The sequence below is a fragment of the Sphingomonas sp. SORGH_AS_0438 genome (assembly GCF_031453475.1).
In the GTDB taxonomy this organism is placed as follows: domain Bacteria; phylum Pseudomonadota; class Alphaproteobacteria; order Sphingomonadales; family Sphingomonadaceae; genus Sphingomonas.
In genome coordinates this window covers 162,429-182,804 of record NZ_JAVIZS010000001.1, presented here as the reverse complement: position 1 = coordinate 182,804, position 20,376 = coordinate 162,429, and the positions used below count along the sequence as shown (strand labels likewise).

At 70.1% G+C, this 20,376-nt stretch carries 21 protein-coding genes and 2 pseudogenes; 12 read left to right on the top strand and 11 right to left on the bottom strand.

Annotated elements, in window-relative coordinates:
* Nucleotides 1-88: 88 nt before the first annotated feature.
* Entirely contained in the window at nucleotides 89-1,468 is a 1,380-nt protein-coding gene (locus QE452_RS00885) for an MATE family efflux transporter (protein ID WP_309658279.1), read from the bottom strand.
* A 127-nt stretch (nucleotides 1,469-1,595) separates the two neighbouring features.
* On the opposite strand from QE452_RS00885, the gene QE452_RS00880 reads away from it, so the two are divergent.
* Together QE452_RS00880 and QE452_RS00875 are read left to right on the top strand one after the other, a co-directional pair.
* Nucleotides 1,596-4,055, top strand: coding sequence for a circularly permuted type 2 ATP-grasp protein (locus QE452_RS00880; RefSeq protein ID WP_309658278.1), 2,460 nt, complete (start codon nucleotides 1,596-1,598; stop codon nucleotides 4,053-4,055).
* Nucleotides 4,052-4,933 (top strand): transglutaminase family protein, encoded by an 882-nt coding sequence (locus tag QE452_RS00875; RefSeq protein WP_309658277.1) that lies wholly within the window; start codon nucleotides 4,052-4,054, stop codon nucleotides 4,931-4,933. Before QE452_RS00880 ends, QE452_RS00875 begins: the two co-directional genes overlap by 4 nt.
* 222 nt (nucleotides 4,934-5,155) lie before the next feature.
* On the opposite strand, the gene QE452_RS00870 is transcribed toward QE452_RS00875, so the two are convergent.
* Nucleotides 5,156-5,554 carry a thioesterase family protein gene (locus QE452_RS00870; protein ID WP_125994973.1) on the bottom strand — a complete coding sequence of 133 codons (399 nt, stop codon included), beginning with the start codon at nucleotides 5,552-5,554 and terminating at the stop codon, nucleotides 5,156-5,158.
* A gap of 109 nt (nucleotides 5,555-5,663) precedes the next feature.
* Here QE452_RS00870 and QE452_RS00865 point away from each other — a divergent pair, with 109 nt between their 5' ends.
* From QE452_RS00865 to QE452_RS00850, 4 genes and pseudogenes are all read left to right on the top strand, one after another.
* Complete coding sequence (locus QE452_RS00865) at nucleotides 5,664-6,119, top strand: GreA/GreB family elongation factor (RefSeq protein WP_309658276.1); 456 nt, start codon at nucleotides 5,664-5,666, stop codon at nucleotides 6,117-6,119.
* Nucleotides 6,119-6,298, top strand: a complete 180-nt coding sequence (locus QE452_RS00860; protein ID WP_184111371.1) for a hypothetical protein — start codon at nucleotides 6,119-6,121, stop codon at nucleotides 6,296-6,298. Before QE452_RS00865 ends, QE452_RS00860 begins: the two co-directional genes overlap by 1 nt.
* Before the next feature lie 13 nt (nucleotides 6,299-6,311).
* Entirely contained in the window at nucleotides 6,312-7,472 is a 1,161-nt protein-coding gene (locus QE452_RS00855) for an NAD(P)/FAD-dependent oxidoreductase (RefSeq protein ID WP_309658275.1), read from the top strand.
* Nucleotides 7,473-7,536: 64 nt separating this feature from the next.
* Nucleotides 7,537-9,235, top strand: a pseudogene (locus QE452_RS00850) (DEAD/DEAH box helicase).
* 277 nt (nucleotides 9,236-9,512) lie between these two features.
* Here the strand turns inward: QE452_RS00850 and grxD are convergent.
* From grxD to QE452_RS00825, 5 genes are all read right to left on the bottom strand, one after another.
* Nucleotides 9,513-9,839, bottom strand: a complete 327-nt coding sequence (gene grxD, locus QE452_RS00845) for a Grx4 family monothiol glutaredoxin (RefSeq protein ID WP_309658273.1) — start codon at nucleotides 9,837-9,839, stop codon at nucleotides 9,513-9,515.
* 11 nt (nucleotides 9,840-9,850) lie between these two features.
* Nucleotides 9,851-10,081, bottom strand: a complete 231-nt coding sequence (locus tag QE452_RS00840) for a BolA/IbaG family iron-sulfur metabolism protein (RefSeq protein WP_125994978.1) — start codon at nucleotides 10,079-10,081, stop codon at nucleotides 9,851-9,853.
* A gap of 2 nt (nucleotides 10,082-10,083) precedes the next feature.
* Nucleotides 10,084-10,407: a DUF1476 domain-containing protein gene (locus tag QE452_RS00835; RefSeq protein ID WP_125994979.1), complete on the bottom strand. Its 324-nt coding sequence runs from the start codon at nucleotides 10,405-10,407 to the stop codon at nucleotides 10,084-10,086.
* Nucleotides 10,408-10,484: 77 nt separating this feature from the next.
* Nucleotides 10,485-11,825 (bottom strand): FAD/NAD(P)-binding protein, encoded by a 1,341-nt coding sequence (locus QE452_RS00830; protein WP_309658272.1) that lies wholly within the window; start codon nucleotides 11,823-11,825, stop codon nucleotides 10,485-10,487.
* A gap of 88 nt (nucleotides 11,826-11,913) precedes the next feature.
* On the bottom strand, nucleotides 11,914-12,123 hold the full coding sequence (locus tag QE452_RS00825) for a hypothetical protein (RefSeq protein ID WP_309658271.1): 210 nt from the start codon (nucleotides 12,121-12,123) through the stop codon (nucleotides 11,914-11,916).
* A 167-nt stretch (nucleotides 12,124-12,290) separates the two neighbouring features.
* On the opposite strand from QE452_RS00825, the gene QE452_RS00820 reads away from it, so the two are divergent.
* Both QE452_RS00820 and QE452_RS00815 read left to right on the top strand, forming a co-directional pair.
* Complete coding sequence (locus QE452_RS00820) at nucleotides 12,291-13,406, top strand: YihY/virulence factor BrkB family protein (protein ID WP_309658270.1); 1,116 nt, start codon at nucleotides 12,291-12,293, stop codon at nucleotides 13,404-13,406.
* Nucleotides 13,407-13,439: 33 nt separating this feature from the next.
* A complete protein-coding gene (locus tag QE452_RS00815) occupies nucleotides 13,440-16,064 on the top strand; it encodes a TonB-dependent receptor plug domain-containing protein (RefSeq protein ID WP_309658269.1) in 2,625 nt (874 codons plus the stop codon).
* A gap of 16 nt (nucleotides 16,065-16,080) precedes the next feature.
* Here QE452_RS00815 and QE452_RS00810 read toward each other — a convergent pair.
* Nucleotides 16,081-16,462: pseudogene (locus tag QE452_RS00810) on the bottom strand (nucleoside deaminase).
* Between QE452_RS00810 and QE452_RS00805 the strand changes: the two are divergent.
* Nucleotides 16,440-16,565 carry a hypothetical protein gene (locus QE452_RS00805; RefSeq protein WP_309730575.1) on the top strand — a complete coding sequence of 42 codons (126 nt, stop codon included), beginning with the start codon at nucleotides 16,440-16,442 and terminating at the stop codon, nucleotides 16,563-16,565. The pseudogene QE452_RS00810 and the gene QE452_RS00805 overlap by 23 nt on opposite strands.
* Before the next feature lie 15 nt (nucleotides 16,566-16,580).
* Here the strand turns inward: QE452_RS00805 and QE452_RS00800 are convergent, their stop codons facing one another.
* Complete coding sequence (locus tag QE452_RS00800) at nucleotides 16,581-16,799, bottom strand: hypothetical protein (RefSeq protein WP_125996349.1); 219 nt, start codon at nucleotides 16,797-16,799, stop codon at nucleotides 16,581-16,583.
* Between the two features lie 175 nt (nucleotides 16,800-16,974).
* On the opposite strand from QE452_RS00800, the gene rpmB reads away from it, so the two are divergent.
* The gene (rpmB, locus tag QE452_RS00795; RefSeq protein ID WP_125996350.1) at nucleotides 16,975-17,277 is read left to right on the top strand and encodes a 50S ribosomal protein L28; all 303 of its coding nucleotides are present in this window, start codon (nucleotides 16,975-16,977) and stop codon (nucleotides 17,275-17,277) included.
* Between the two features lie 185 nt (nucleotides 17,278-17,462).
* Here the strand turns inward: rpmB and QE452_RS00790 are convergent, their stop codons facing one another.
* Nucleotides 17,463-18,446 (bottom strand): esterase-like activity of phytase family protein, encoded by a 984-nt coding sequence (locus QE452_RS00790; RefSeq protein ID WP_309658267.1) that lies wholly within the window; start codon nucleotides 18,444-18,446, stop codon nucleotides 17,463-17,465.
* Between the two features lie 149 nt (nucleotides 18,447-18,595).
* On the opposite strand from QE452_RS00790, the gene QE452_RS00785 reads away from it, so the two are divergent.
* Nucleotides 18,596-18,931, top strand: coding sequence for a glycine zipper 2TM domain-containing protein (locus tag QE452_RS00785; protein WP_125996352.1), 336 nt, complete (start codon nucleotides 18,596-18,598; stop codon nucleotides 18,929-18,931).
* Nucleotides 18,932-19,077: 146 nt separating this feature from the next.
* The gene (locus tag QE452_RS00780; RefSeq protein ID WP_309658266.1) at nucleotides 19,078-19,464 is read left to right on the top strand and encodes a response regulator; all 387 of its coding nucleotides are present in this window, start codon (nucleotides 19,078-19,080) and stop codon (nucleotides 19,462-19,464) included.
* A 173-nt stretch (nucleotides 19,465-19,637) separates the two neighbouring features.
* Here the strand turns inward: QE452_RS00780 and phbB are convergent, their stop codons facing one another.
* Nucleotides 19,638-20,360 (bottom strand): acetoacetyl-CoA reductase, encoded by a 723-nt coding sequence (gene phbB / locus QE452_RS00775; RefSeq protein WP_309658265.1) that lies wholly within the window; start codon nucleotides 20,358-20,360, stop codon nucleotides 19,638-19,640.
* Between the last annotated feature and the right edge of the window lie 16 nt (nucleotides 20,361-20,376).

Here is a 20,376-nt window from a genome sequence, read left to right as displayed (position 1 = left end):
GCGATCATATCAGACCCGCCGGGCGGGGAAAGATGCTGTGCGGCCCGATCGTCTCCGCTTGGATCGAAATTCCAGCTATCTTGTTGATCTATGATGCAAGGATCAGGGCGCGCCGGCCATGCCAGCGCCACAGCAGCAGCGCCGACACCACGCCCAGCCCCGCCGCCAGTCCCCACCACACCCCCATCGGGCCCATCCGAAGCGGAAAGGCGAGCAGCGCGGCGATGACGAATCCGATCGCCCAATAGCCGAAGATCTGGAGCATCATCGGCACGCGCGTATCCTGCACGCCGCGCAGCACGCCCGCCGCCACCGCCTGCGCGCCGTCGAACAGCTGGAACAGCGCGGCCACGCCGAGCAGCTCGATCGCCAGCGCCGCCTCCGCGCCCTGGGTCGCGGGATCGACATAGAGGCGCACCAGGAGGCCCGGCACCGCCCAGAGCAGCATGGCGGTCGCGGCCATCACGCCGATGCCGCTGACGATCGCCACCCGGCCGGCGCGCGCCACCCAGACGGCATCCTTCGCGCCGTACGCGAAGCCGACGCGGATCGTCGCCGCCTGGGCGATGCCGAACGGAATCTGGAAGGCGATGGCGGCGATGTTGAGCGCGACCGCATGGGCATCGATCGCAGTGACGGAAATCCGCCCCATCAACAGGCCCGCGCTGCCGAACAGCCCGCCCTCCGCGATCCAGCCGAGCGCGATCGGCGCGCCCAGTGTCGCGATCTCGACCATGCGCGACCCCTCCGGCCGCCACCAGCGACCGAACAGGTGGAAGCGACGCAGCCGCCGGTCGCGCCACAGGATCAGGGCATAGGCGAAGGTCGCGGTCACGGAGACGGTGACGCTGGCCAGCGCCGATCCCCGCAGGCCCAGGGCCGGCAGGCCGAAATGACCGAAGACCAGCGCATAATTGGCCAATAGGCCCACGACCAGGCTGATCGCCGTCACCAGCAGCGCCCAGCCCGGCCGGCCCAGCGCCGCCGCCGTCATCCGCATCAGCGCGGACAGCACCGCCGGGATCACCGCCAGCGACAGGATGCGGCAGAATGCGCCCGCCTGCGCCGCGACCGCCGCATCCTGCCCGGCCAGACGCAGCAGCGGCGCGGTGAGGTTCAGCACCAGCATCGCGACCAGCCCGCCCGCGACGGACAGCCACATCCCCATGCGGAACGAACGGCGCACCTGCCGCACCGCGCCGACCCGCCGGCCGATCGCGGCCGCGATCAGCGGCTCGGCCGCGCCGACCAGCCCGACCATGCCGAATCCGAGGATATGAAACAGGAACACGCCCAGCGTCGCCGCCGCGAACGGCACCGCGCCCAGCCGCGCGACGAAGACCACGTCGATGGCGAACACCGCCATCTGCAACAGATTCGCCGCGACCAGCGGCCCCGCCAGCCACGCCAATGCGCGCGCTTCGCCCCGCCAATCGGCGGGCGCCTGGCCAAGAGAGTCCACCGACATGCGCCGCGCTCTAGGCGGAACGCCGATGTAAGGGAATGGCGGCGGCCGATAGATTGCTGTTGCGCGGCCGCATCGATCCGTGACACCAGCCCAAGCCTGCCCCTTCGCTGGAGACCGCCTGTTCCCCATGGCGAACGATGCCGCCTCCCCGCCCGCCGCGCCGCTGTTCGATGCCGGTCTCCACGCCCGGCGCTGGATCGACGAGTATTGCGCCCGCGCGCCCGCCGCCGACATGCTGCGCGCCGGCAGCCCCGCGCCGTGGCGCGCGATGTTCGAGGAACTGGCGGCCGTCGCCTCCGACGATCTCGGCCATGCGCGCGAACGGGTGCAGCGCCACGCCGCCGACATGGGCACCGGCTTCCGCGTCATCGGCGAGATGGAGGAGCGCCCCTGGCCGGTCTCGCCCGTGCCGCTGCTGATCGAGACGGGCGAATGGGCCGGCATCGCCGCCGGCGTGATACAGCGCGCCGAGCTGCTCGAACGCGTCGTCGCGGATCTCTATGGCGAGGCGAAGCTGGTGACGGACGGGGTGCTGCCCGCCGCCCTGGTCACCGGCAGCCCGCTGTTCCTGCGACCGATGGTCGGACTGACCCCGCCGGGCGGCCGGCATCTGCATTTCATCGCCTTCGACCTGGCGCGGGGGCCGAGCGGCGAATGGCGCGTGCTTGCCGATCACCTGCGCGCGCCCGCCGGTGCCGGCTATGCGCTGGAGAACCGGCTGGCGGTCGGGCGGACGCTGGGCGGGCTCCAGGCCAAGCTCAACGTCCAGCGCCATGCCCCCTTCTTCGCCGCGTGGCGCGCCGGCCTGGCCGCGCTCTGCCGGCGGACCGACCCGCGAATCGGACTGCTGACGCCCGGCCGCTACAATCCCAGCTATCCCGAACAGGCGCATCTGGCGCGCTATCTGGGGCTGTTGCTGGTCGAGGGCGCGGACCTCGCCGCGCTGGAGGACCAGGTCTATGTCCGCACGATCGGCGGGCTGAAGCGGATCGACGCGCTGTGGCGGCGGCTCGACCCGCGCCTGCTCGACCCGCTCGCCTTCGACGCCCATTCGCAGATCGGCGTGCCCGGCCTGATCGACGCCTTTGCCGCCGGCAATGTCGTGCTCGCCAATGCGCCGGGTGCCGGCGTGCTGGAGGCCCCGGCCTTCCACGCCTTCATGCCCGCGCTGGCCCAGGCGGTGCTGGGCGAAGGCCTGCGCCTGCCGACCATCGCCACCTGGTGGTGCGGCGGCGAAGCGGAACGTGCGCATGTCGCCGCGAATCTCGACAGGCTGGCGATCGGTCCGGCCTTCCAGCACCTGCCCTTCGGCCTGGCCGAGGATGCGCCGCGCGCCGCGCTGCTCGCCGACCTGGCGCGCCGGCCGCAGGATTATGTCGGGCAGGAACAGGTCCGCCTGTCGACCATGCCAGTGGTGATCGACGACCGGTTGGAGGCGCGGCCCTTCACCCTGCGCGTCTTCCTGGCGCGGGGCGGCGATGGCGGCTGGGTGGTGATGCCCGGCGGCTTCGGCCGGATCGGCGAGCATCCCGAGGCCACCGCCTCGGTGATCGGCGAGGGGCTGTGGTCGGCCGATGTCTGCATCCACGGGCCCGACCCGGTGGCGCCCGTCTCGCTGCTGACCGCGCCCGATTCGCTCCATGTCCGCCGCAATCCGGGCACGCTGCCCAGCCGGGTCGCGGACAATTTCTTCTGGCTCGGCCGCTATCTGGAGCGGGGCGAGGCGCTGCTCGGCGCGATCCGCGTGCTGCTCGGCCATTCGATCGACGTGGAGGCGGGCGCGGTGCTGCCGCCCGCGACGCTCGGCCGGCTGGTCGGCGCGATCGAGGGGGCGGGCGCGGCGGCCCATCCGCCCTCATTGTCGCGCGCCGCGCTGACCGCCTTCGCCAAGCAGGCGATGGAGGATGACGGCTTCCACTCGGTCGCCCGCATCAACCGCCACGCCCGCACGATCGGCGAGGGATCGCGCGACCGGCTGTCGGCGGACATGGTGCGGCTGCTCGAAGCCCCCTTCCCCAGCCAGCGCGGGATGCTGGAGCGCGCCGGCTCGCTCCAGCGCCGCTATGCCGCGATCGCCGGCCTGTCGGCGGAACATATGGTCCGTACCTCGGCCTGGCGCTTCCACGATCTCGGCCGGCGGATCGAGCGCGCGATGGGCATCGCCCGCGCGGTGCGGCTGTTCGGCATGGCGGGGGCCAGCATCGACGACCTGTCGACGCTGCTCGACCTGGCCGACAGCCAGATCAGCTATCGCCAGCGTTACCCGACCGGCATCGCGCGGGTCGCGGTGGTCGATCTGGTCGCGCTCGACCCCGGCAATCCGCGCAGCATCGCCTTCCAGACCGAGCGGATCGGCGCGCGCCTCGCCGAACTGCCGGTCCTGAGCGACGACGAGATGGCGGAGCCGCAACAGGCGCAGGCGACCGCGCTCCACGCCATCGTCGTCACCGCCGAGGCCGCGACGCTCGACGCCGATGTGCTGGGCGATATCGAGCGGCGGCTGGGGATGCTGGCCGATGCGGTCGCCCGCCGCTATTTCCTGCAAGGCGCGGAGCCGCTGCGCGCGACCGGGCTGACGCTGGCATGACGACCTACGACATCCGCCACCGGACCCGCTTCGACTATGGCGCGCAGGTGAAGTTCGCGCGCTGCAACCTGCGGCTGAAGCCGATCGACTGGCCGGGCCAGCGGCTGGAGGCCTACAACCTCTCCGCCGAGCCGACCGGGCGCCTCTCCCCGGCCCGTGCCGAGGCGGGGCTCGCCAACGTCACCCGGCTGGTGGTCGACAAGCCGGTGCGGACGCTGACGATCGAGAGCGTCGCGCGGGTGACGGTCGACCGGCTGGTGCCGGTGCCCGCCGCCGACGACCCGACGCTGGCGGAGATCGCGGCGCTGGCGCGGACCAGCCGCGACCTGTCGGCGGCGGGACCGGCGGCCTATCTCTATCCCTCGCCGCTGATCCCGCTCGACCGCGACATCGCCGCCTGGTGCGCACCCGATCTCGACCCGGATCGCGGCAGTCTGGAGGCGGGGATCGCGCTGGCGCTGCGCATCCAGCGCGAGTTCCAGTTCGACGCGACCGCCACCCTGGTCGACACGCCGCCGGCACAGGCGTTCCGCCAGCGGCGCGGCGTGTGCCAGGATTTCGCGCAGATCATGATCGCCGGGCTTCGCGGCGCGGGCCTGCCCGCCGCCTATGCCTCCGGCTATATCCGCACCATCCCGCCGCCGGGCCAGGCGCGACTGGTCGGCGCGGACGCGACCCATGCCTGGGTCCTGCTCTGGTGCGGGCCGGCGCGCGGCTGGGTCGGGCTGGACCCCACCAACGGCATCTGGATGGCGAGCGACCATATCGTGATGGCGGTCGGCCGCGACTATGCCGAGATCGCACCCGTCGACGGCGTGGTGCTGGGTTCGGGCGCGCAGGCGATGGACGTCAGCGTCGATGTCGCGCCGGTGGAGTGAAGGCAGGGGGCGTTACTCGATCCCCTCCATCCTGCTCCCCGGCGAAGGCCGGGGCCTAGTTGGGGGACGATGGTGACGGCGCGCAGCGCTCCATGACTGCAACCTTCCCAACTGGGCCCCGGCCTTCGCCGGGGAACACGGGATCAGGGAACGACACCTATAGCCTTACGACGTGGCGCCATCGCAACTCCGCACGAACCACGACCGGCCCGCGCGTGAGGATCAGAAAAACCGGTCGACCACGCTCTTCGCGAGCCGCGCCGGGCGCAGCGTCTCGGCGTCCAGGCAGCACCAGCTCGACTTGACCTCGGCCAGCACTTCCTCGCCCCGGCGGATCACCGTTTCGTAAAAGGCCCGCGCGCCCTGCACCTTTTCCAAGATGACGGTGGCGATCACCTCGTCTTCGAGGAAGGCCGGCTTGCGATAGGTGATCTCATGCTTCAGCGCGACCCAGAGATGCTCGGCCACCGCCTCGGCGGGGGCGAGCTTTTCCCAATGGCTGACGACGGCATGCTGCACCCATTTCAGGTAGCTGGCATTGTTGACATGCCCCATGAAGTCGATGTCCGCGGGATCGACCGCGATCGGATATTGATGGGGGATCGTTGTCATGACTCCCATATAGCATGCCCGGCCCCCCGATGCGAACCGATGCCCCCTCCGTTCACCGTATCCGCCTGCTTTCGCGCGCGCCCCGCCGTCCCTATGTGCCGGTGATGGACATGCCATCATGAGCGTCGCCTTCCGCCGCGAAAGCGACGAGGAGCATCTGGAGCCGAAATTCGAGCTGCCGATCCCGCCCGGCCCCAATCTGGTGACCGCCGCCGGTCCGGCGCTGCTCGCCGCGCGGGCCGCCGCGATCGAGGCGCAACTCGCCGGTACCGAGGGTGAGGCGCGCGAGCCGCTGCTCCGCGACCTTCGCTACTGGCGCACCCGCGTCGCCACCGCCGTGGTCGCCCCCGCCCCCGCGCCGGACGAGGCGGGGATCGGCAGCACCGTCACCTTCCGCCTGAACGGCGCGACGCGCACGATCACCATCGTCGGCCATGACGAGGCGGATGCGGAGGCGCGCATCGCCTATGCCGCGCCGCTCGCCCGCGCGCTGATGGGCGCGGCGGCGGGGGATTGCCTGCCCTTCCAGGGTCGCGACGACGCGATCGAAGTCCTTGATGTGGAGCGCCGATAATGGCCGAGAAGTTCGAACGCCATCGCCAGCCCTGGAAGCCGGACGAAGTGCAGAAGCTGCACCAGCTCGCCAAGAAGGGCATGGCACTGAAGGCGATCGCCAAGGCGCTGACCCGCAGCGAGGAGTCGGTCAAGGACCGCGCCAAGGCCGACGGCCTGTCGATCGCCAAGCTGCGATAGGGCCCGACATTCCGTGAGCGACTATGACGCGATCGTGCTGGGGGCCGGCGCGGCCGGAATGATGTGCGCCGCCGTCGCCGGGCAACGCGGCCGGCGGGTGCTGCTGGTCGACCATGTGCCGCGCCCCGGGGCCAAGATCCTGATCTCGGGCGGCGGGCGGTGCAACTTCACCAATCGCGACACCACGCCCGATCGCTTCCTGTCCGCCAATCCGCATTTCGCCAAGTCGGCGCTCGGCCGCTACACGCCCGCCGATTTCCTGGAGCTGGTCGAGCGGCACGGCATCGCCTGGCATGAGAAGACGCTGGGCCAGCTCTTCTGCGACGGCAGCGCGCGGCAGATCGTCGAGATGCTGGTCGGCGAGTGCGAGATGGGCGGCGTCGACTGGGCGATGGGCCAGGCGGTGACGGTCGAGCATGACGGCACGCGGTTCCGCGTCGCCTCGGCCAGCCGCACCGATAGCGCGCCCCGCCTTGTGATCGCGACCGGCGGTCCTTCCATCCCCAAGATCGGGGCGAGCGACTTTTCCTACCGGCTCGCCAAGCAGTTCGGGCTGAAGCTGGTCGAGCCGCGCCCGGCGCTGGTGCCGCTGACGCTGGGCCCGGACGAGGCGCTGTTCCGCGAATTGTCGGGAGTCGCGACCGAGGTGTGCGCGACCGCCGCCGGTCCCGGCTTTCGCGAGGCGGCGCTGTTCACGCATCGCGGCCTGTCGGGCCCGGCCATCCTCCAGGCCTCCTCCTATTGGCGGTCGGGCGCGGAGGTGCGGATCGACTTCCTGCCCGACCGCCCGTCCGACTGGCTGCTCGCGGCGAAGCGGGAACAGCCGCGCGCGTCGCTGCGCAAGCTGCTTCCCCTGCCCGACCGGCTGGCCGAGACGCTGGCGGAGCGGCTGGGCATCGACCGGCTGGCGGACGCGACCGACAAGGCGCTGCGTGCGGCGGGTGAACGACTCGGGGCATGGCCGTTCCGGCCCAACGGGACCGAGGGCTATGCCAAGGCCGAGGTGACGGTGGGCGGCATCAGCACCGCCGAGCTTTCCTCCAAGACCATGGAATCACGCCGTGTTCCCGGGTTTTACGCGATCGGCGAGGCGGTCGATGTGACCGGATGGCTGGGCGGCTATAATTTTCAATGGGCATGGGCGAGCGGATCGGCTACAGGGCACGCGCTATAGGGGGATGGACCCCTATGCTTATGATGCTGGCCTATGGGTGTCGGCGTCCCCATATTGGAGCCACATGCTTCCTGATACGCTTCCTGCCCCACTCTCGGCGGCTCTCGCCGCGCGTGGTTATGAAACCCTCACCCCCGTCCAGGCCTCGGTCATCGCCGACGAAGCCCAGGGGCGCGACCTGCTCGTGTCGGCCCAGACCGGCTCGGGCAAGACGGTCGCCTTCGGCCTCGCCATGGCCGACGACCTGCTGGTCGACGGCGCGATGCCGCCGGCCGGCCCGCCACTGGCGCTGGTGATCGCGCCGACGCGCGAACTGGCGCTGCAGGTCAGCCGCGAGCTGGAATGGCTCTATGCCGGTGCCCGAATCGCCACCTGCGTCGGCGGCATGGACGCGGTGCGCGAGCGGCGCACGCTCAACCACGGCGCGCATATCGTCGTCGGCACCCCCGGCCGTCTCCGCGACCATCTCGAACGCGGCGCGCTGAAGCTCCAGAACCTCAAGGCCGCCGTGCTCGACGAGGCGGACGAGATGCTCGACATGGGCTTCCGCGACGATCTGGAACAGATCCTCGACGGCACCCCGGCCGAGCGGCGCACCCTGCTCTTCTCCGCGACGCTGCCGCGCCCGATCGTGGCGCTGGCCCGCACCTATCAGAAGGATGCGGTCCGCATCTCGACGGTGGGCGAGGACCGCGGGCATGGCGACATCGATTACCAGGCGGTCGCGGTCGCGCCGTCGGACATCGAGCATTCGGTGGTCAATCTGCTCCGCTTCCACGAGGCGGAAACGGCGATCCTGTTCTGCGCCACGCGCGACAATGTCCGCCATCTCCATGCCAGCCTGGTCGAGCGCGGCTTCGCCGCCGTGGCGCTGTCGGGCGAGCATTCGCAGAATGAGCGCAACCAGGCGCTCCAGGCGCTGCGCGACGGTCGCGCCCGCGTCTGCGTCGCCACCGACGTGGCGGCGCGCGGCATCGACCTGCCGGGCCTGAGCCTGGTCGTCCATGTCGAGCTGCCCCGCGATGCGGAGACGTTGCAGCACCGCTCCGGTCGGACCGGTCGCGCGGGGCGCAAGGGCACGGCGATCCTGATCGTCCCCTATCCGCGCCGCCGCCGGGTCGAGATGATGCTGAAGGGCGCGCGGATCGCCTTCGCCTGGCATCCGGTGCCGACCGCCGAGGCGATCCGCGACGCCGATCGCGAGCGGCTGCTCGCCAAGCTGGCGGAGCCAGTGGAGTTCGAGGAAGAGGATGTGGCGATGGGCGCCCGCCTGCTCGAGACCCGCGCGCCGGGCGAGGTCGCGGCGATGCTGATCCGCGCGCTGCGCGCCCAGCCAGCCCGCGCCCGAGGAACTCGCCGAATCGGGCCCCAACGACCGGCCGCAGCGCGAGACCGAGCATCGCGCCGGGTTCGAGGACACGGTGTGGTTCCGGCTCGACATCGGCCGGCGGCAGAATGCCGATCCGCGCTGGATCCTGCCGCTGCTCTGCCGTCGCGGCCATGTGACTCGCGACGAGATCGGTGCGATCCGCATCGGCCCGGCGGAGACGCTAGTGCAAATCCCGCGAGCGATCGCGGGTCGCTTCCAGGCCTCGGTGCAGAAGACCGCCGGCAAGGATGGCGACGAGGGCGACCTGATGATCGTCCCCGCCGACGGCCCGCCGCCGCGCGGCGCCTCGCATGGCCGTCGCCCGTCGAACGCCGGTGGCCTGGGTGGTCGCGCGCCCTACCGCGCCAAGCCGACGAAGCCGCGCCGCACCTGACGGCGCATCGTCCCGGACGCTGAAAAGGCACGGATCGTACGATACGATCCGTGCCTTTTTCATGCCCGGTGTTTCATCAGGCACCACCCGGATAGAGGCGGAACTCTGCGAACGTCCGGCAAAGCTTGCGCTCCTGCGAAGGCAGGAGCCCAGAGCCGAGCAAAACAACGCCTTTAGGCATCCGCAACCCTAGGCTCCTGCCTTCGCAGGAGCACGGTAGGGACCTCCGCAAAGGCCTGACCTTCAACGGGATGGTTGCATGGGGATCGCCGTCCGGTCAGGCCGCCGGCTGCTCGCCGCCGAACAGCGTGGCCAGCTCGCCACTCTCGTACATCTCCATCATGATGTCCGAGCCGCCGACGAACTCGCCCTTCACATAGAGCTGCGGGATGGTCGGCCAGTCGGAATAGGCCTTGATCCCCTGGCGGATGTCCTGGTCCTGGAGCACGTCGACGCTCTCATAGGTCGCGCCCAGATGGTCGAGGATCGCGACCGCCCGGCTGGAGAAGCCGCATTGCGGGAAGAGCGGGCTGCCCTTCATGAACAGCACGGCGTCATTGGCCTTCACCAGCGCGTCGATGCGCGCGTTCACGTCCTGGGTCATCATCTCTTCCTTCACGAAGCGGCGGTGGTGAGCTGGAGCGCGTGGAGCACGCCCCCCATCCGACCACCCAAAGCGGCATAGACCTGCTGGTGCTGCTTGACGCGCGGAACCCCGGCGAAGCTGGGTGACACCACGCGGGCGGCATAATGATCGCCGTCCCCGGCCAAGTCGGTGATCTCGACCTGGGCATCGGGAATGGCAGCGCGGATCATCTCCGCGATCTCGTCGGCGGCCATCGGCATGATTACTGCGCCTCCATCAACTGGCGGCGCGCCTCGACCAGCCGCTCGTCGAGCGCGCGGCGCACGGTCGGCTCGTCGACCTCGATCCCGGCGGCGGTCAGGTCGCCGACCAGCTTGCGGATGACGTCCTCGTCGCCCGCTTCCTCGAAATCGGCCTGGACCACGCCCTTGGCATAGGAGTCCGTCTCCTCCGGGGTCAGCTTCATCAGCGCCGCCGCCCATTGGCCGAGCAGCCGGTTGCGCCGCGCGGTGATGCGGAACGCCATCTCCTGGTCCCGGGCGAACTTCGCCTCAAAGGCGCGCTCGCGATCGTCGAAGCTGGTCATTCCGCTCATTCCCCCAAGGCATGGACTCTATTGCGCGGAGATAGGCGTGCGCAGGGCGGCGCGCAACGCCGCGGCGGCTACAGGCCCTCGCCGCCCACCCATTGGGCGTGGGACAGGCGGCGCGCCAAATCCCAGGTCTGGCGGCGCAGGTCGGGCACCGCGACCACCTCCCACAAGCCGCCGCGCGTCATCGGGCCGATGCAGCAGAGCCGGTCGGACACCGCACCCGACGCATCGATCACCCGCGACTGCGCATCGACATCGATGCCGAGCCGCAGTGCGTCGGGCCGGATCGCCCCCTCGCCCGCCAGCCCGGCCAGCAGGGGATCGTCGGTGCGGGTCAGGTCGCCCTGCGGCCCGGTGCAGTTGACGATCCGCGCCACCGCCATGTGCCGGATCGCCTCCGCGTGGCGCGGCCGCCACGACAGGTCGATGCCGGGCGCGGTCGCTGCCGCACCGGCCACCTTGCCCGCGACGAAGCGCAGCCGCCCCGCCGCGACCATCGCATCGATCCGGTCGGCGACCGCCGGTGCCAGGCGGTGGCGATGCACGTCCCAGAAAGGGCGCAAGTGCCGCAGGAAGCGCGCGCGCGTCGCCCGGTCGCTGGCGCCCCAGAGCCGTTGCGTCACCGGCCGCAGGCTGTCGACCGCGGCGCGCCAGCCACCCGGTTCCGCCGCCGCCTGGTCCCGGAGGTCGCGGATCAGTCCCGACAAAGCCACGCCGGGCAGGTCGGTTCTCGGCCGCGCCGGGGCCGCGCCCTCGACATGGCGGTGCGGCCGCAACCCGCGCCGCGACAGGGCGACGATCCGCCCCTCGAACCCGCTGGCATCCAGTTGCAGCGCCACGTCGATCGCGGTCAGCCCGGTGCCGAGCAACAGCACCCGATCCTCCGCGCCCAGTCCCCGCGCCGGATCGGCGCGCCACGGATCGTCGAGATAGCGGCCCTCCGGCAGCGCCGCCGGATCGATGCCGGGCGGCGTATGCGGAGGCAGGTTGCCGGTCGCCAGCACTACCATGTCCGCCGCGATCGCGCGTCCATCGGCCAGCCGGACGCCCGCGTCGGTCACCGCCCGCACATCGCCGGTGCACAGCGTCAGCCGGTCGTCGCGCACGGCGGCGAGCGTCTCCGCCAGATATTCGCCGTAGAGCAGGCGCGGCACGAAGCTGGCCGCCGCCCCGCCATGCCGCGCCGCCAGCCAGCGGACGAAATGATCGGCATCGTCGGGAAAGGCGCTCATGCCGGCGGCCCGGACATTGAGCAGATGCGCGGGATCGGTCGCGCTATAGGCGACGCCGCGCGCGATCCGCTCGGCCGAACGGTCGATCAGCGTCGCCGTGGGTCCGCCGAAGCGCAGCAGGTTGATCGCGAGCAGCGTACCGCTGAACCCGCCGCCGACGATCGCGACATGCTCTGTCATGCCCCGGCGTCTAGGCGATCATCGGATAGGTGTCGAACGAAGCGGAAAAATTCCTCCCCCGGCAGGGAAGACGCCTGGAATGCGTCCCCTAGTCCTGCAAGGACGCGACGCGTGCCTCGGCGGTGGCGGCTTCGCGTGCGGCGCGGCGAACCTGGGTCTGCTCGGCCCGGACCGCCATCGCCTCCCAGGTGGTGGCGGCGCGGTCGCAGCGCTCGCGGACATTGTCCAGCCGCGCGGCCTGGGCGTTGGCGCGCTCCTGCTCGGCGCGGGCACGGTAGAATTGGGCGTCGTCGGCCATGGTCAGGCTCCGGATCGAGAGGGGAGAGGCAGGGGCGGTCGGCGCACGCCGCGACTGACGTAGCGATGGTTATGCGCCTTGCCGCAGGTATACGCAACCGCTTCGGAACGCTCCCGGCCCCCCGCCGGTTTGATCGGGCAACGTCAGGACGATTCGGAAGGAACGACATGGATCGAACGACGTCGCGGATCGCCGCGCTATGGGCACGGCCGCCCGGTGGCTGGTGGGATGTGCTGAAGCAGGTCTGGGCGGCATCGGGGCTCGACAATATCTCGCTGATCGCGGCGGGCGTCGCTTTCTACGCCTTCCTGTCGATCGTGCCGTTGCTGGGTGCGGTGGTGCTGACCTACGGCCTCGCCGCCGATCCGCAGACGGTCGGCAAGAGCATCGCGGCGCTGACCGACGTGATGCCGCGCGAAGTCGCCAAGCTGATCGGCGAACAGTTGCTGACCGTGGTGGAGGCGTCGGGCGGCAAGAAGGGTTTCGGCCTGATCCTCGCCCTGGGTCTGGCGCTCTATGGCGCGATGAAGGGCGCGGGGGCGGTGGTCACCGCGCTCAACGTTGCGTTCGAGGTGCCGGAGACGCGCGGGATCGTCCGCCAATATGCGCTGGCGCTGGCGATCACGGCGGGCGCGGTGCTGCTGATGCTGGGCGCGATGGCGACGATCGCGCTGGCGACCTGGCTGGGCACGCTGGCCCCCTGGTCCCCCAGCATCGTGCCGCGCCTGCTCGCGCTCGCCTCCTATGTGGTGCTGGCGGGGATGGCGATCGGCGGGGCGACGACGCTCTATCGCTTCGGGCCGGACCGTCAGGCGGCGCATTGGGCCTGGCTGACGCCGGGATCGGTGGTCGCGACCTTGTGCTGGCTGGCGATGACGGTCGGCTTCGGCCTCTATGTCGCGAATTTCGGCAGCTATGACGCGACCTATGGGTCGCTCGGCGCGATCGTGGTGATGCTGACCTGGCTATGGCTGTCGGCCTATGTCGTGCTGCTCGGCGCGGAACTGATCGCCGGGCTGGAGCGCAGCGTCGCCGGCGCGCCCAAGACCGGCGGGCTGGCCGAAGCGGCAGCGCCGGCCCCTGCCCCCGCCCCCGCCGCGCCGTCGACCGGTGTCGGCGACTTCGTCGTGGCGGACCGGATCGCCGGCCGGGCCGGGCTGTTCGCCTCGGTCGTCACGGCGGGGGGCCTGGGAGCCCTGCGGCGTGGACGCGGCTGGGGTTGGGCACTGGTGCTGGCGGGTGCGGCGGCAGCTTGGACGACGCGCGATCACGATTCGGCATAATCCTGCGACAATTGGCGGCTAGCGGCCGCAGCCATGAACAAATGGTGGGCAGCGTCCCTCGCGATCCTCGCAATTCCCAACCCGGTCCGCGCCCAGCAGGCCGCGCCGCCGGCCGGCGTGCCGACTTCGACGCCGACGCCGACCGCCGGCAGCCAAGAGGCGGAACCAGAGGCGGACGATGCCGGCGAGGACATCGTTGTCACCGGATCGCGCAAGCTGCCCGGATCGGTGATCGGCGACATTCCCCCCGACCAGACCCTGGGCGCGGCCGACATCCGCTCCTATGGCGTCAGCTCGGTATCGGACCTGCTCAACGAATTGTCGCCGCAGACGACCAGCGGGCGCGGCCAGGGCGGCGCGCCGGTGGTGCTGCTCAACGGCCGACGCATTTCCGGCTTCCAGGAAATCCGCGACATCCCGACCGAGGCGATCCAGCGCGTCGAGATCCTGCCCGAGGAAGTGTCGCTGAAATACGGCTATAGCGCCGACCAGAAGGTGGTGAACATCGTCCTGCGTCGCCGCTTCCGCGCCGCGACGCTGGAGGCGGCCGACCGCGTGCCGACCGCCGGCGGCCGCAACGACGCGCAGGGCGAGGCCGACCTGCTCGCGATCCGGCGCGACACGCGCACCAACCTGCATCTGGAATATGAGCGCGCCACCCCGCTGACCGAGGCGGAACGCGGCATCGACCCGCGCGCCAGCGACGATCCGGGCGCGACCAATTTCGACCAGACGCCCTATCGCACCCTGCTGTCCTCGACGCGCAACTTCAGCGCCAACGGCATCGTCGCGCGGCCGGTGCTGGGTGTCTCCGCGACGCTCAACGGCCGGTACGAGCTGAGCGATTCGACCAGCCAGTTCGGCCTGCCCGGCATCGCCCTGACCGCGCCGGACGGCACGGCGGTGACCCGCTATGTCGATGACGGCAGCGTCCTGCCGCTGGCGCAGCGGTCGACCAGCGCGACCACGCATCTGGGCAGCACGTTGAACGGCCTGCTGGGCGGAGGGTGGAACTGGTCGTTCACCGGCAATTACGACCGGGTGGTGTCGACCACGCTGACCGATACCGGGCTGGACCCCAGCGGCTTCCAGGCGCGGCTGGATGCGGGCGCGGCGGGGGTCGACGACCCCTTCCGGCCCGGCGACCTCAACGCCTTCGCCGCCAATCGCGCGCGCTCCGTCTCCAGCCAGGGCGGCGGCGACCTGCTCGTCACCGGCAGCCCGTTCCGCCTGCCGGCGGGCGAGGTGACGACCAGCCTGCGCGCCGGGGCGAATACCAGCGACTTCAGCGCCGACAGCTTCCGGAACGGCGTGTCGAGCAGCGGCGGAGTCTCGCGCGACAGCGCCAACGGCCAGGCCAATATCGACCTGCCCATCGCCAGCAAGTCGCGCGGCGTGCTGGGCGCGATCGGCAATCTGTCGCTCAATGGCAATCTGTCGGTCAATCACCTGTCCGACTTCGGCACGTTGCTGACCACCGGCTACGGGGTCAACTGGGCCCCGATCCCGGCGGTGCGGATCATCGCCTCCGCCACCGACCAGGAGAATGCGCCGACCGCGCAGCAGCTGGGCAACCCGACCATCGCCACGCCCGGAGTGCGTATCTTCGACTATGTGCGCGGCACCACCGCCACGGTGACGACGGTGACCGGCGGCAATCCCGCCTTGGTGTCCAACGAACGCCATGTGAAGAAGATCGGCGTGACGGTGAAGCCCTGGGCGGCGACCGACCTGACGCTGACCGCCAATTATGTGGACAGCCGGACCGACAATCCCATCCAGGGCTTCCCGGTCGCGACCGCCGCGATCGAGGCCGCCTTTCCCGACCGCCTCACCCGCGATGCCGACGGCACCCTGCTCCGCATCGATACGCGGCCGGTCAATTTCGCACGGGCCGAGAGCAGCCAGCTGCGCTGGGGCATCAATTTCTCCCACGCACTCAAATCCAGGGTGCAACGTGAGCTGGAGGCCTATCGCAACGGCACCGGCCCCAATCCCTTTGCCGGCCTGCGTCCGCCCGGCGGCGGCGGCGGCGGCGAGCGACGGGCGGGTGGCGATGGTCCGCCGCCCGGTGGCCCGGATGGGGGCGGTCCTGGCGGTCCGGGCGGCGGCGGACGCGGTTTCGGCGGCGGCGGGTATCGCGGCGGCGGCGGCTTCGGTGGCCGGGGCCAGGGTGGCGGCCGGCTCCAGTTCGCGGTCTATCATACCTGGAACTTCACCAACCGCCTGCTGGTGGCGAATGGTGGGCCGTCGCTCGACCTGTTGAACGGCGACGCGATCAGCGCCTCGGGCGGCCAGTCGCGGCACGAGGTCGAGGGCCAGGCCGGTTATGTGAACAACGGCCTGGGTGCGCGCCTGTCGCTCAACTATCAGAGCCCGACCCGCGTCAACGGCCTGACCTCGGCCGACACGCTCGCCTTTTCCGACCTGACCACGCTCGACCTTCGACTCTTCGCCGATCTGGGCGGGCGGCTCGATTGGGTCAGGGCGCATCCCTGGATGCGGGGCGCACGGGTCACGCTGTCGGTCGGCAACCTGTTCAACCAGCGCCAGCGGGTGCGCGACGCGGACGGGACGACACCGGTCAGCTACCAGCCCGGTTATCTCGATCCGCTGGGCCGATCGGTGCGGCTGTCGATCCGCAAGCTGTTTTTCTGACCAGGAGAGGCCGCCGCTATCGTCGCGCCGCGAAGAAGTCGCGGAGCAACGTGGCGGCGGCCCCCTCGCCGATCCCGGCATAGATTTCGGGTCGGTGGTGGCAGGTCGGCTGGCCGAACAGGCGGGGCCCATGCTCCACCGCGCCACCCTTGGGATCGGCGGCGGCATAATAGAGCCGGCCGATCCGGGCATGGGCGATCGCCCCCGCGCACATCGCGCACGGCTCCAGCGTCACCCACCAGGTCGCAATCCTCCAGCCGCTCGCGCCCCAGCCGCGCCGCCGCGTCGCGGATCACCCGCATCTCCGCATGGGCGGTGGGGTCGTGCAGCGCGCGCGGGGCATTGGCGGAGACGGCGACCAGTTCGCGTCCCAGCATGATGACGGCCCCGACCGGCACTTCGCCGGCCTGGGCGGCGGCGGCGGCGGCGGCGAGCGCCTGGCGCATCGGCTCGGGCAAGGGGATCATGCCTCCCCCTGCCCCACCGGTCGGCCGCGCGTAAAGCGCCGGCTGCGACTCAGTTCGGCGCCTGGCTGTTGGCCGGCTTCTCGACATTGATGGTCGGCACCGCGACCGTCTTATTCTCCGTGCCGACGGTGACCTTGGCGACATCGGCCTGGAAGGCGGGGGCCTGAACCACGGCAGGGCGCGTCTGGTCGATCGAAATGATGCCGAAATACATCAGCGCCGCGACGATCAGCGCGACCAGAGCAAGCAGGACCAGCAGAGCGCGCATCGAAAACCCTTTCGTGATGGATATCGTGCGCGTAACAACGCCGCCAGAAGACCAGCGTTGCATCGCTGGTCGACCGTCGCCACGGGGGCGGAATGCAGCTTTCGGTTGACTCAATCGCCGCCGTCCCGTAATCGCGCGGCCTTTCCGGGCAACCCCGAAACCAGGATATTCGATCATGTCGCGCATCTGCGAGCTGACCGGCAAGGGCCGGCAGGTGGGAAACAACGTTTCGCACGCCAACAACAAGACCAAGCGTACCTTCCTGCCCAACCTGCAGAATGTGACGCTGCTCTCCGACGCCCTCGAAACCGGTGTGAAGCTGCGCGTCTCGACGCACGGCCTGCGCTCGGTCGAGCATAATGGCGGTCTCGACAACTGGCTGGTCAAGACCAGCGACGACAAGCTGTCGCTGCGCTGCCGCCGCCTGAAGCGCGACATCGTCAAGAAGCGCGCCGCGACCGAGGCCGCCGCGGCCTAAGGGTTCGCCCGAACCGATCGAATCGCCCGCCCGGCCCCATGGCCCGGCGGGCTTTTCGCGTTCGTGACCTGCAAGGCGGATGCAAGGTTTGGAGTCGGGGGACACGACTTTGTATCGCGCCGTCATCGCGTACGTCGTGAAGCGATCGGCGCCGGATCGGGAAGCCGCCGCTCCCGCCTGACAGCTCACCCCTCCAGCCGGAACTTGAGCAACGGGGTCCGCTGGATCGGCAGCTGATTGTCGTCGGAGACCAGCCACAGGATCGTCGCGCCATTCTCCCGCACCGCGGCGACCCCCTCGAAATTGTCGTGGATCAGCGGGGCCTTCAGCACCGCGATTTCCCGGCCTGCGACCTCCGCCCCCGGCCGGATCGCGGCCGGATCGACCAGCACCAGCCGATTCGACCAGCGGAACGGCAGTTGGAACCGCCGCTCCAGCACCAGTAACCGGCCATCGGGCAATTGCGTCATGTCCGAGGGATTGAAGCCGGGCGCCGGTCGATAGACGAATCGGAAGGCCGGCCGGGGCTGCGCCACCAGATCACCCGCCCAGAGCAGCGCATCGCGCCCCGCTCGGCCGCCCGGTGGACGGGTGGTTTCGCTGATCACCACGAACCGCCCGTCGTGCAGCCGCACCATCGATTCGATGCCGCCATTCTCCTTCCACCCCGCCATGGCGGTCGGCGCGACGCCGTGCGCCGGGGGTGCGAAGCCCGGTCCATAGCGCCAGATCTGGTTGAACTGCTCGAACCCGACCCAGACTTGGCCCGTCGCCGGATCGACCGTCATCGATTCGCTGTCGCGGTCGCGCTTGGTCCAGCCGGTGCGCGGACCGGCCGGCAGCTCGCCGAACCGCACCGCGCGGGGTCGCCAATCCGCCCCCAGGGTGAAATCCAGCACCCCGCCCAGATCGCTGAGCAGGGTGAAGCGGTCGCCCGCGACCGTCAGCGAGGAATAGCCGCCAAAGCCCGGATCGTCGGCGGTCAATCGGATGCCACCCAGATAGGTGAGCGCCCCGACCCGCTGCCGGCTGCGATCCGCCGCCATCAGCGGCACCGGCATGGCGGTGACCCGCGCCGTCGGTGCGACCCGCTCGATCCCGTTCTCGCCCGACCAGCTCAACAACAGCGACAGACCGGCGAGGAGGGCGAGGGTCGACGGACGGATCATTGCCGCCCCTTGGCGCACCATATCGGCGGCGGAAAGCCTGAACCGCCGATAACGAGCGCATTCAGAGTCCGGTCAAACCGAATCAGGCAGTTACAGGTCATCGGACGACGAGCCCCGGCCCGCCGCGCCTCGCAATCGGGAGACCAACGATGATGAAGACCTTTTCCCTCGCCGCAGCGGCCTTGGCGATGAGCGCGTCGGCCCTGGTTCCGGTCAGCGCGGCGGATGCCCAGCGCTATCGTCACTATCGCGGCGATGCCTATGACCGCGGCTATTATAATGGCGAGCGCGACTATCGCGCCCAGCGCAAGTGCAAGGACGGCACCGGCGGCGCGATCATCGGCGCCATCGCCGGTGGTCTGCTCGGCCGGACCATCGATACGCGCGGCGACCGCACCGTCGGCACGCTGGTCGGCGCGGGAGCCGGCGCCCTGGCGGGCCGCGCGATCGATCGCTCCGACCGGCCGGGCTATTGCCGCCGCTGACCATCTTACGAGTTCCCTCGCGTAGCGTATCGAGGGCGGGGGGCCGGTGTCCGAGGATGCCGGTCCCCATGTGCCGTCGGCCGTTCCGCCCACTGAACCATCGGCGCGGCAAAGCGTTGATGAAACAAGGTTAAAAATTGGAACCTGTGGAAACGCCGCCCGTTTCACCGGGCATGGCAGCCAAACCCGTCCTGCTCGTCGTCGAGGACGATCAACTCATCCTCCTCCATGCGACAATGACGCTGGAGGATGAGGGCTATGAGGTGATCGGTGTCAGCGATGCCGCAACCGCCCTCAAGACCGCTGCTGCCCGTCCCGACATCGCCGCCCTGTTCACCGACATCGATCTGCCGGGTGAGCATTGTGGTCTTGATCTGGCGGCGGCCCTGCGCCGGGTGCGCCCGGACATGCGGATGGTCATTACTTCCGGCACACGCGAAGTCTGCGATAGCGACCTGCCGGAAGGCGGCATCTTCGTGCCCAAGCCCTATACCACGGCCGACATGCGCCGGGCGTTGCAGCCGGTATTCTAGCCGTTTCCGAATCCGGAGACTGGTTCGTACGGAGGACGCCAAGACGACGGGGTGTCGTTCCTGACGCTCTATCGATGGATTTATCCGCCTAAGCGGCCATCTGCACGATCTCCGTGCTTCTCTGCCAAGCACAAGAACGAAATGGGGAGGGAACGCCCTCCCCACCCCGATCCTCAATACATATGCTGGCCGCCGTTGATCGACAGGGTCGAGCCGGTGACGAACCCGCCATCCTCCGAGCAGAGAAAGGCGACGCCGCGCGCGATCTCGTGCGCCTGGCCCAGCCGTCCGACCGGGATCTTGGCGACGATCTTCTCCAATACGTCCGCCGGAACCGCCGCGACCATGTCCGTGTCGATATAGCCGGGGGCGATCGCGTTGACGGTCACGCCGGCCCGCGCGCCCTCCTGCGCCAGCGCCTTGGTGAAGCCGTGGATACCCGACTTGGCCGCGGCATAGTTAACCTGGCCATATTGGCCCGCCTGGCCGTTGATCGAGCCGATATTGACGATTCGGCCCCATTTCCGCTCGCGCATTCCCGGAAAGGTCGCCTTGGCCATGTTGAAGCAGCCGCCCAGATTCGTGTCGATGACTTCCTTCCACGCCTGATAGGTCAGCTTCAGGATGGTGCCGTCGCGCGTAATGCCGGCATTGTTGACGACGATATCGACCGGGCCCAGGTCCGCCGCTACCTGCGCGCAGCCCGCCTGACAGGCGTCATAATCCGCAACATCCCATTGATAAGCGGGAATTCCTGTCCGTTCCGTAAACTCCGCCGCGCGCTGTGCATTGCCGGCATAGCTGGCCGCGACGGAGACGCCGGCCTCCTTCAAGGCAAGGCTGATCGCCTCGCCGATTCCGCGCGTACCACCCGTCACGATCGCAACCCGTGCCATTCAGCCTCTCCCATGT

Bases quoted from the DNA above. Each gene is read 5' to 3' on its own strand.
- QE452_RS00885 (WP_309658279.1), bottom strand. From the start codon at position 1,468: ATGTCGGTGGACTCTCTTGGCCAGGCGCCCGCCGATTGGCGGGGCGAA.
- QE452_RS00880 (WP_309658278.1), top strand. From the start codon at position 1,596: ATGGCGAACGATGCCGCCTCCCCGCCCGCCGCGCCGCTGTTCGATGCC.
- QE452_RS00875 (WP_309658277.1), top strand. From the start codon at position 4,052: ATGACGACCTACGACATCCGCCACCGGACCCGCTTCGACTATGGCGCG.
- QE452_RS00870 (WP_125994973.1), bottom strand. From the start codon at position 5,554: ATGGGAGTCATGACAACGATCCCCCATCAATATCCGATCGCGGTCGAT.
- QE452_RS00865 (WP_309658276.1), top strand. From the start codon at position 5,664: ATGAGCGTCGCCTTCCGCCGCGAAAGCGACGAGGAGCATCTGGAGCCG.
- QE452_RS00860 (WP_184111371.1), top strand. From the start codon at position 6,119: ATGGCCGAGAAGTTCGAACGCCATCGCCAGCCCTGGAAGCCGGACGAA.
- grxD (WP_309658273.1), bottom strand. From the start codon at position 9,839: ATGACCCAGGACGTGAACGCGCGCATCGACGCGCTGGTGAAGGCCAAT.
- QE452_RS00840 (WP_125994978.1), bottom strand. From the start codon at position 10,081: ATGCCGATGGCCGCCGACGAGATCGCGGAGATGATCCGCGCTGCCATT.
- QE452_RS00835 (WP_125994979.1), bottom strand. From the start codon at position 10,407: ATGACCAGCTTCGACGATCGCGAGCGCGCCTTTGAGGCGAAGTTCGCC.
- QE452_RS00830 (WP_309658272.1), bottom strand. From the start codon at position 11,825: ATGACAGAGCATGTCGCGATCGTCGGCGGCGGGTTCAGCGGTACGCTG.
- QE452_RS00825 (WP_309658271.1), bottom strand. From the start codon at position 12,123: ATGGCCGACGACGCCCAATTCTACCGTGCCCGCGCCGAGCAGGAGCGC.
- QE452_RS00820 (WP_309658270.1), top strand. From the start codon at position 12,291: ATGGATCGAACGACGTCGCGGATCGCCGCGCTATGGGCACGGCCGCCC.
- QE452_RS00815 (WP_309658269.1), top strand. From the start codon at position 13,440: ATGAACAAATGGTGGGCAGCGTCCCTCGCGATCCTCGCAATTCCCAAC.
- QE452_RS00805 (WP_309730575.1), top strand. From the start codon at position 16,440: ATGATGACGGCCCCGACCGGCACTTCGCCGGCCTGGGCGGCGGCGGCG.
- QE452_RS00800 (WP_125996349.1), bottom strand. From the start codon at position 16,799: ATGCGCGCTCTGCTGGTCCTGCTTGCTCTGGTCGCGCTGATCGTCGCG.
- rpmB (WP_125996350.1), top strand. From the start codon at position 16,975: ATGTCGCGCATCTGCGAGCTGACCGGCAAGGGCCGGCAGGTGGGAAAC.
- QE452_RS00790 (WP_309658267.1), bottom strand. From the start codon at position 18,446: ATGATCCGTCCGTCGACCCTCGCCCTCCTCGCCGGTCTGTCGCTGTTG.
- QE452_RS00785 (WP_125996352.1), top strand. From the start codon at position 18,596: ATGATGAAGACCTTTTCCCTCGCCGCAGCGGCCTTGGCGATGAGCGCG.
- phbB (WP_309658265.1), bottom strand. From the start codon at position 20,360: ATGGCACGGGTTGCGATCGTGACGGGTGGTACGCGCGGAATCGGCGAG.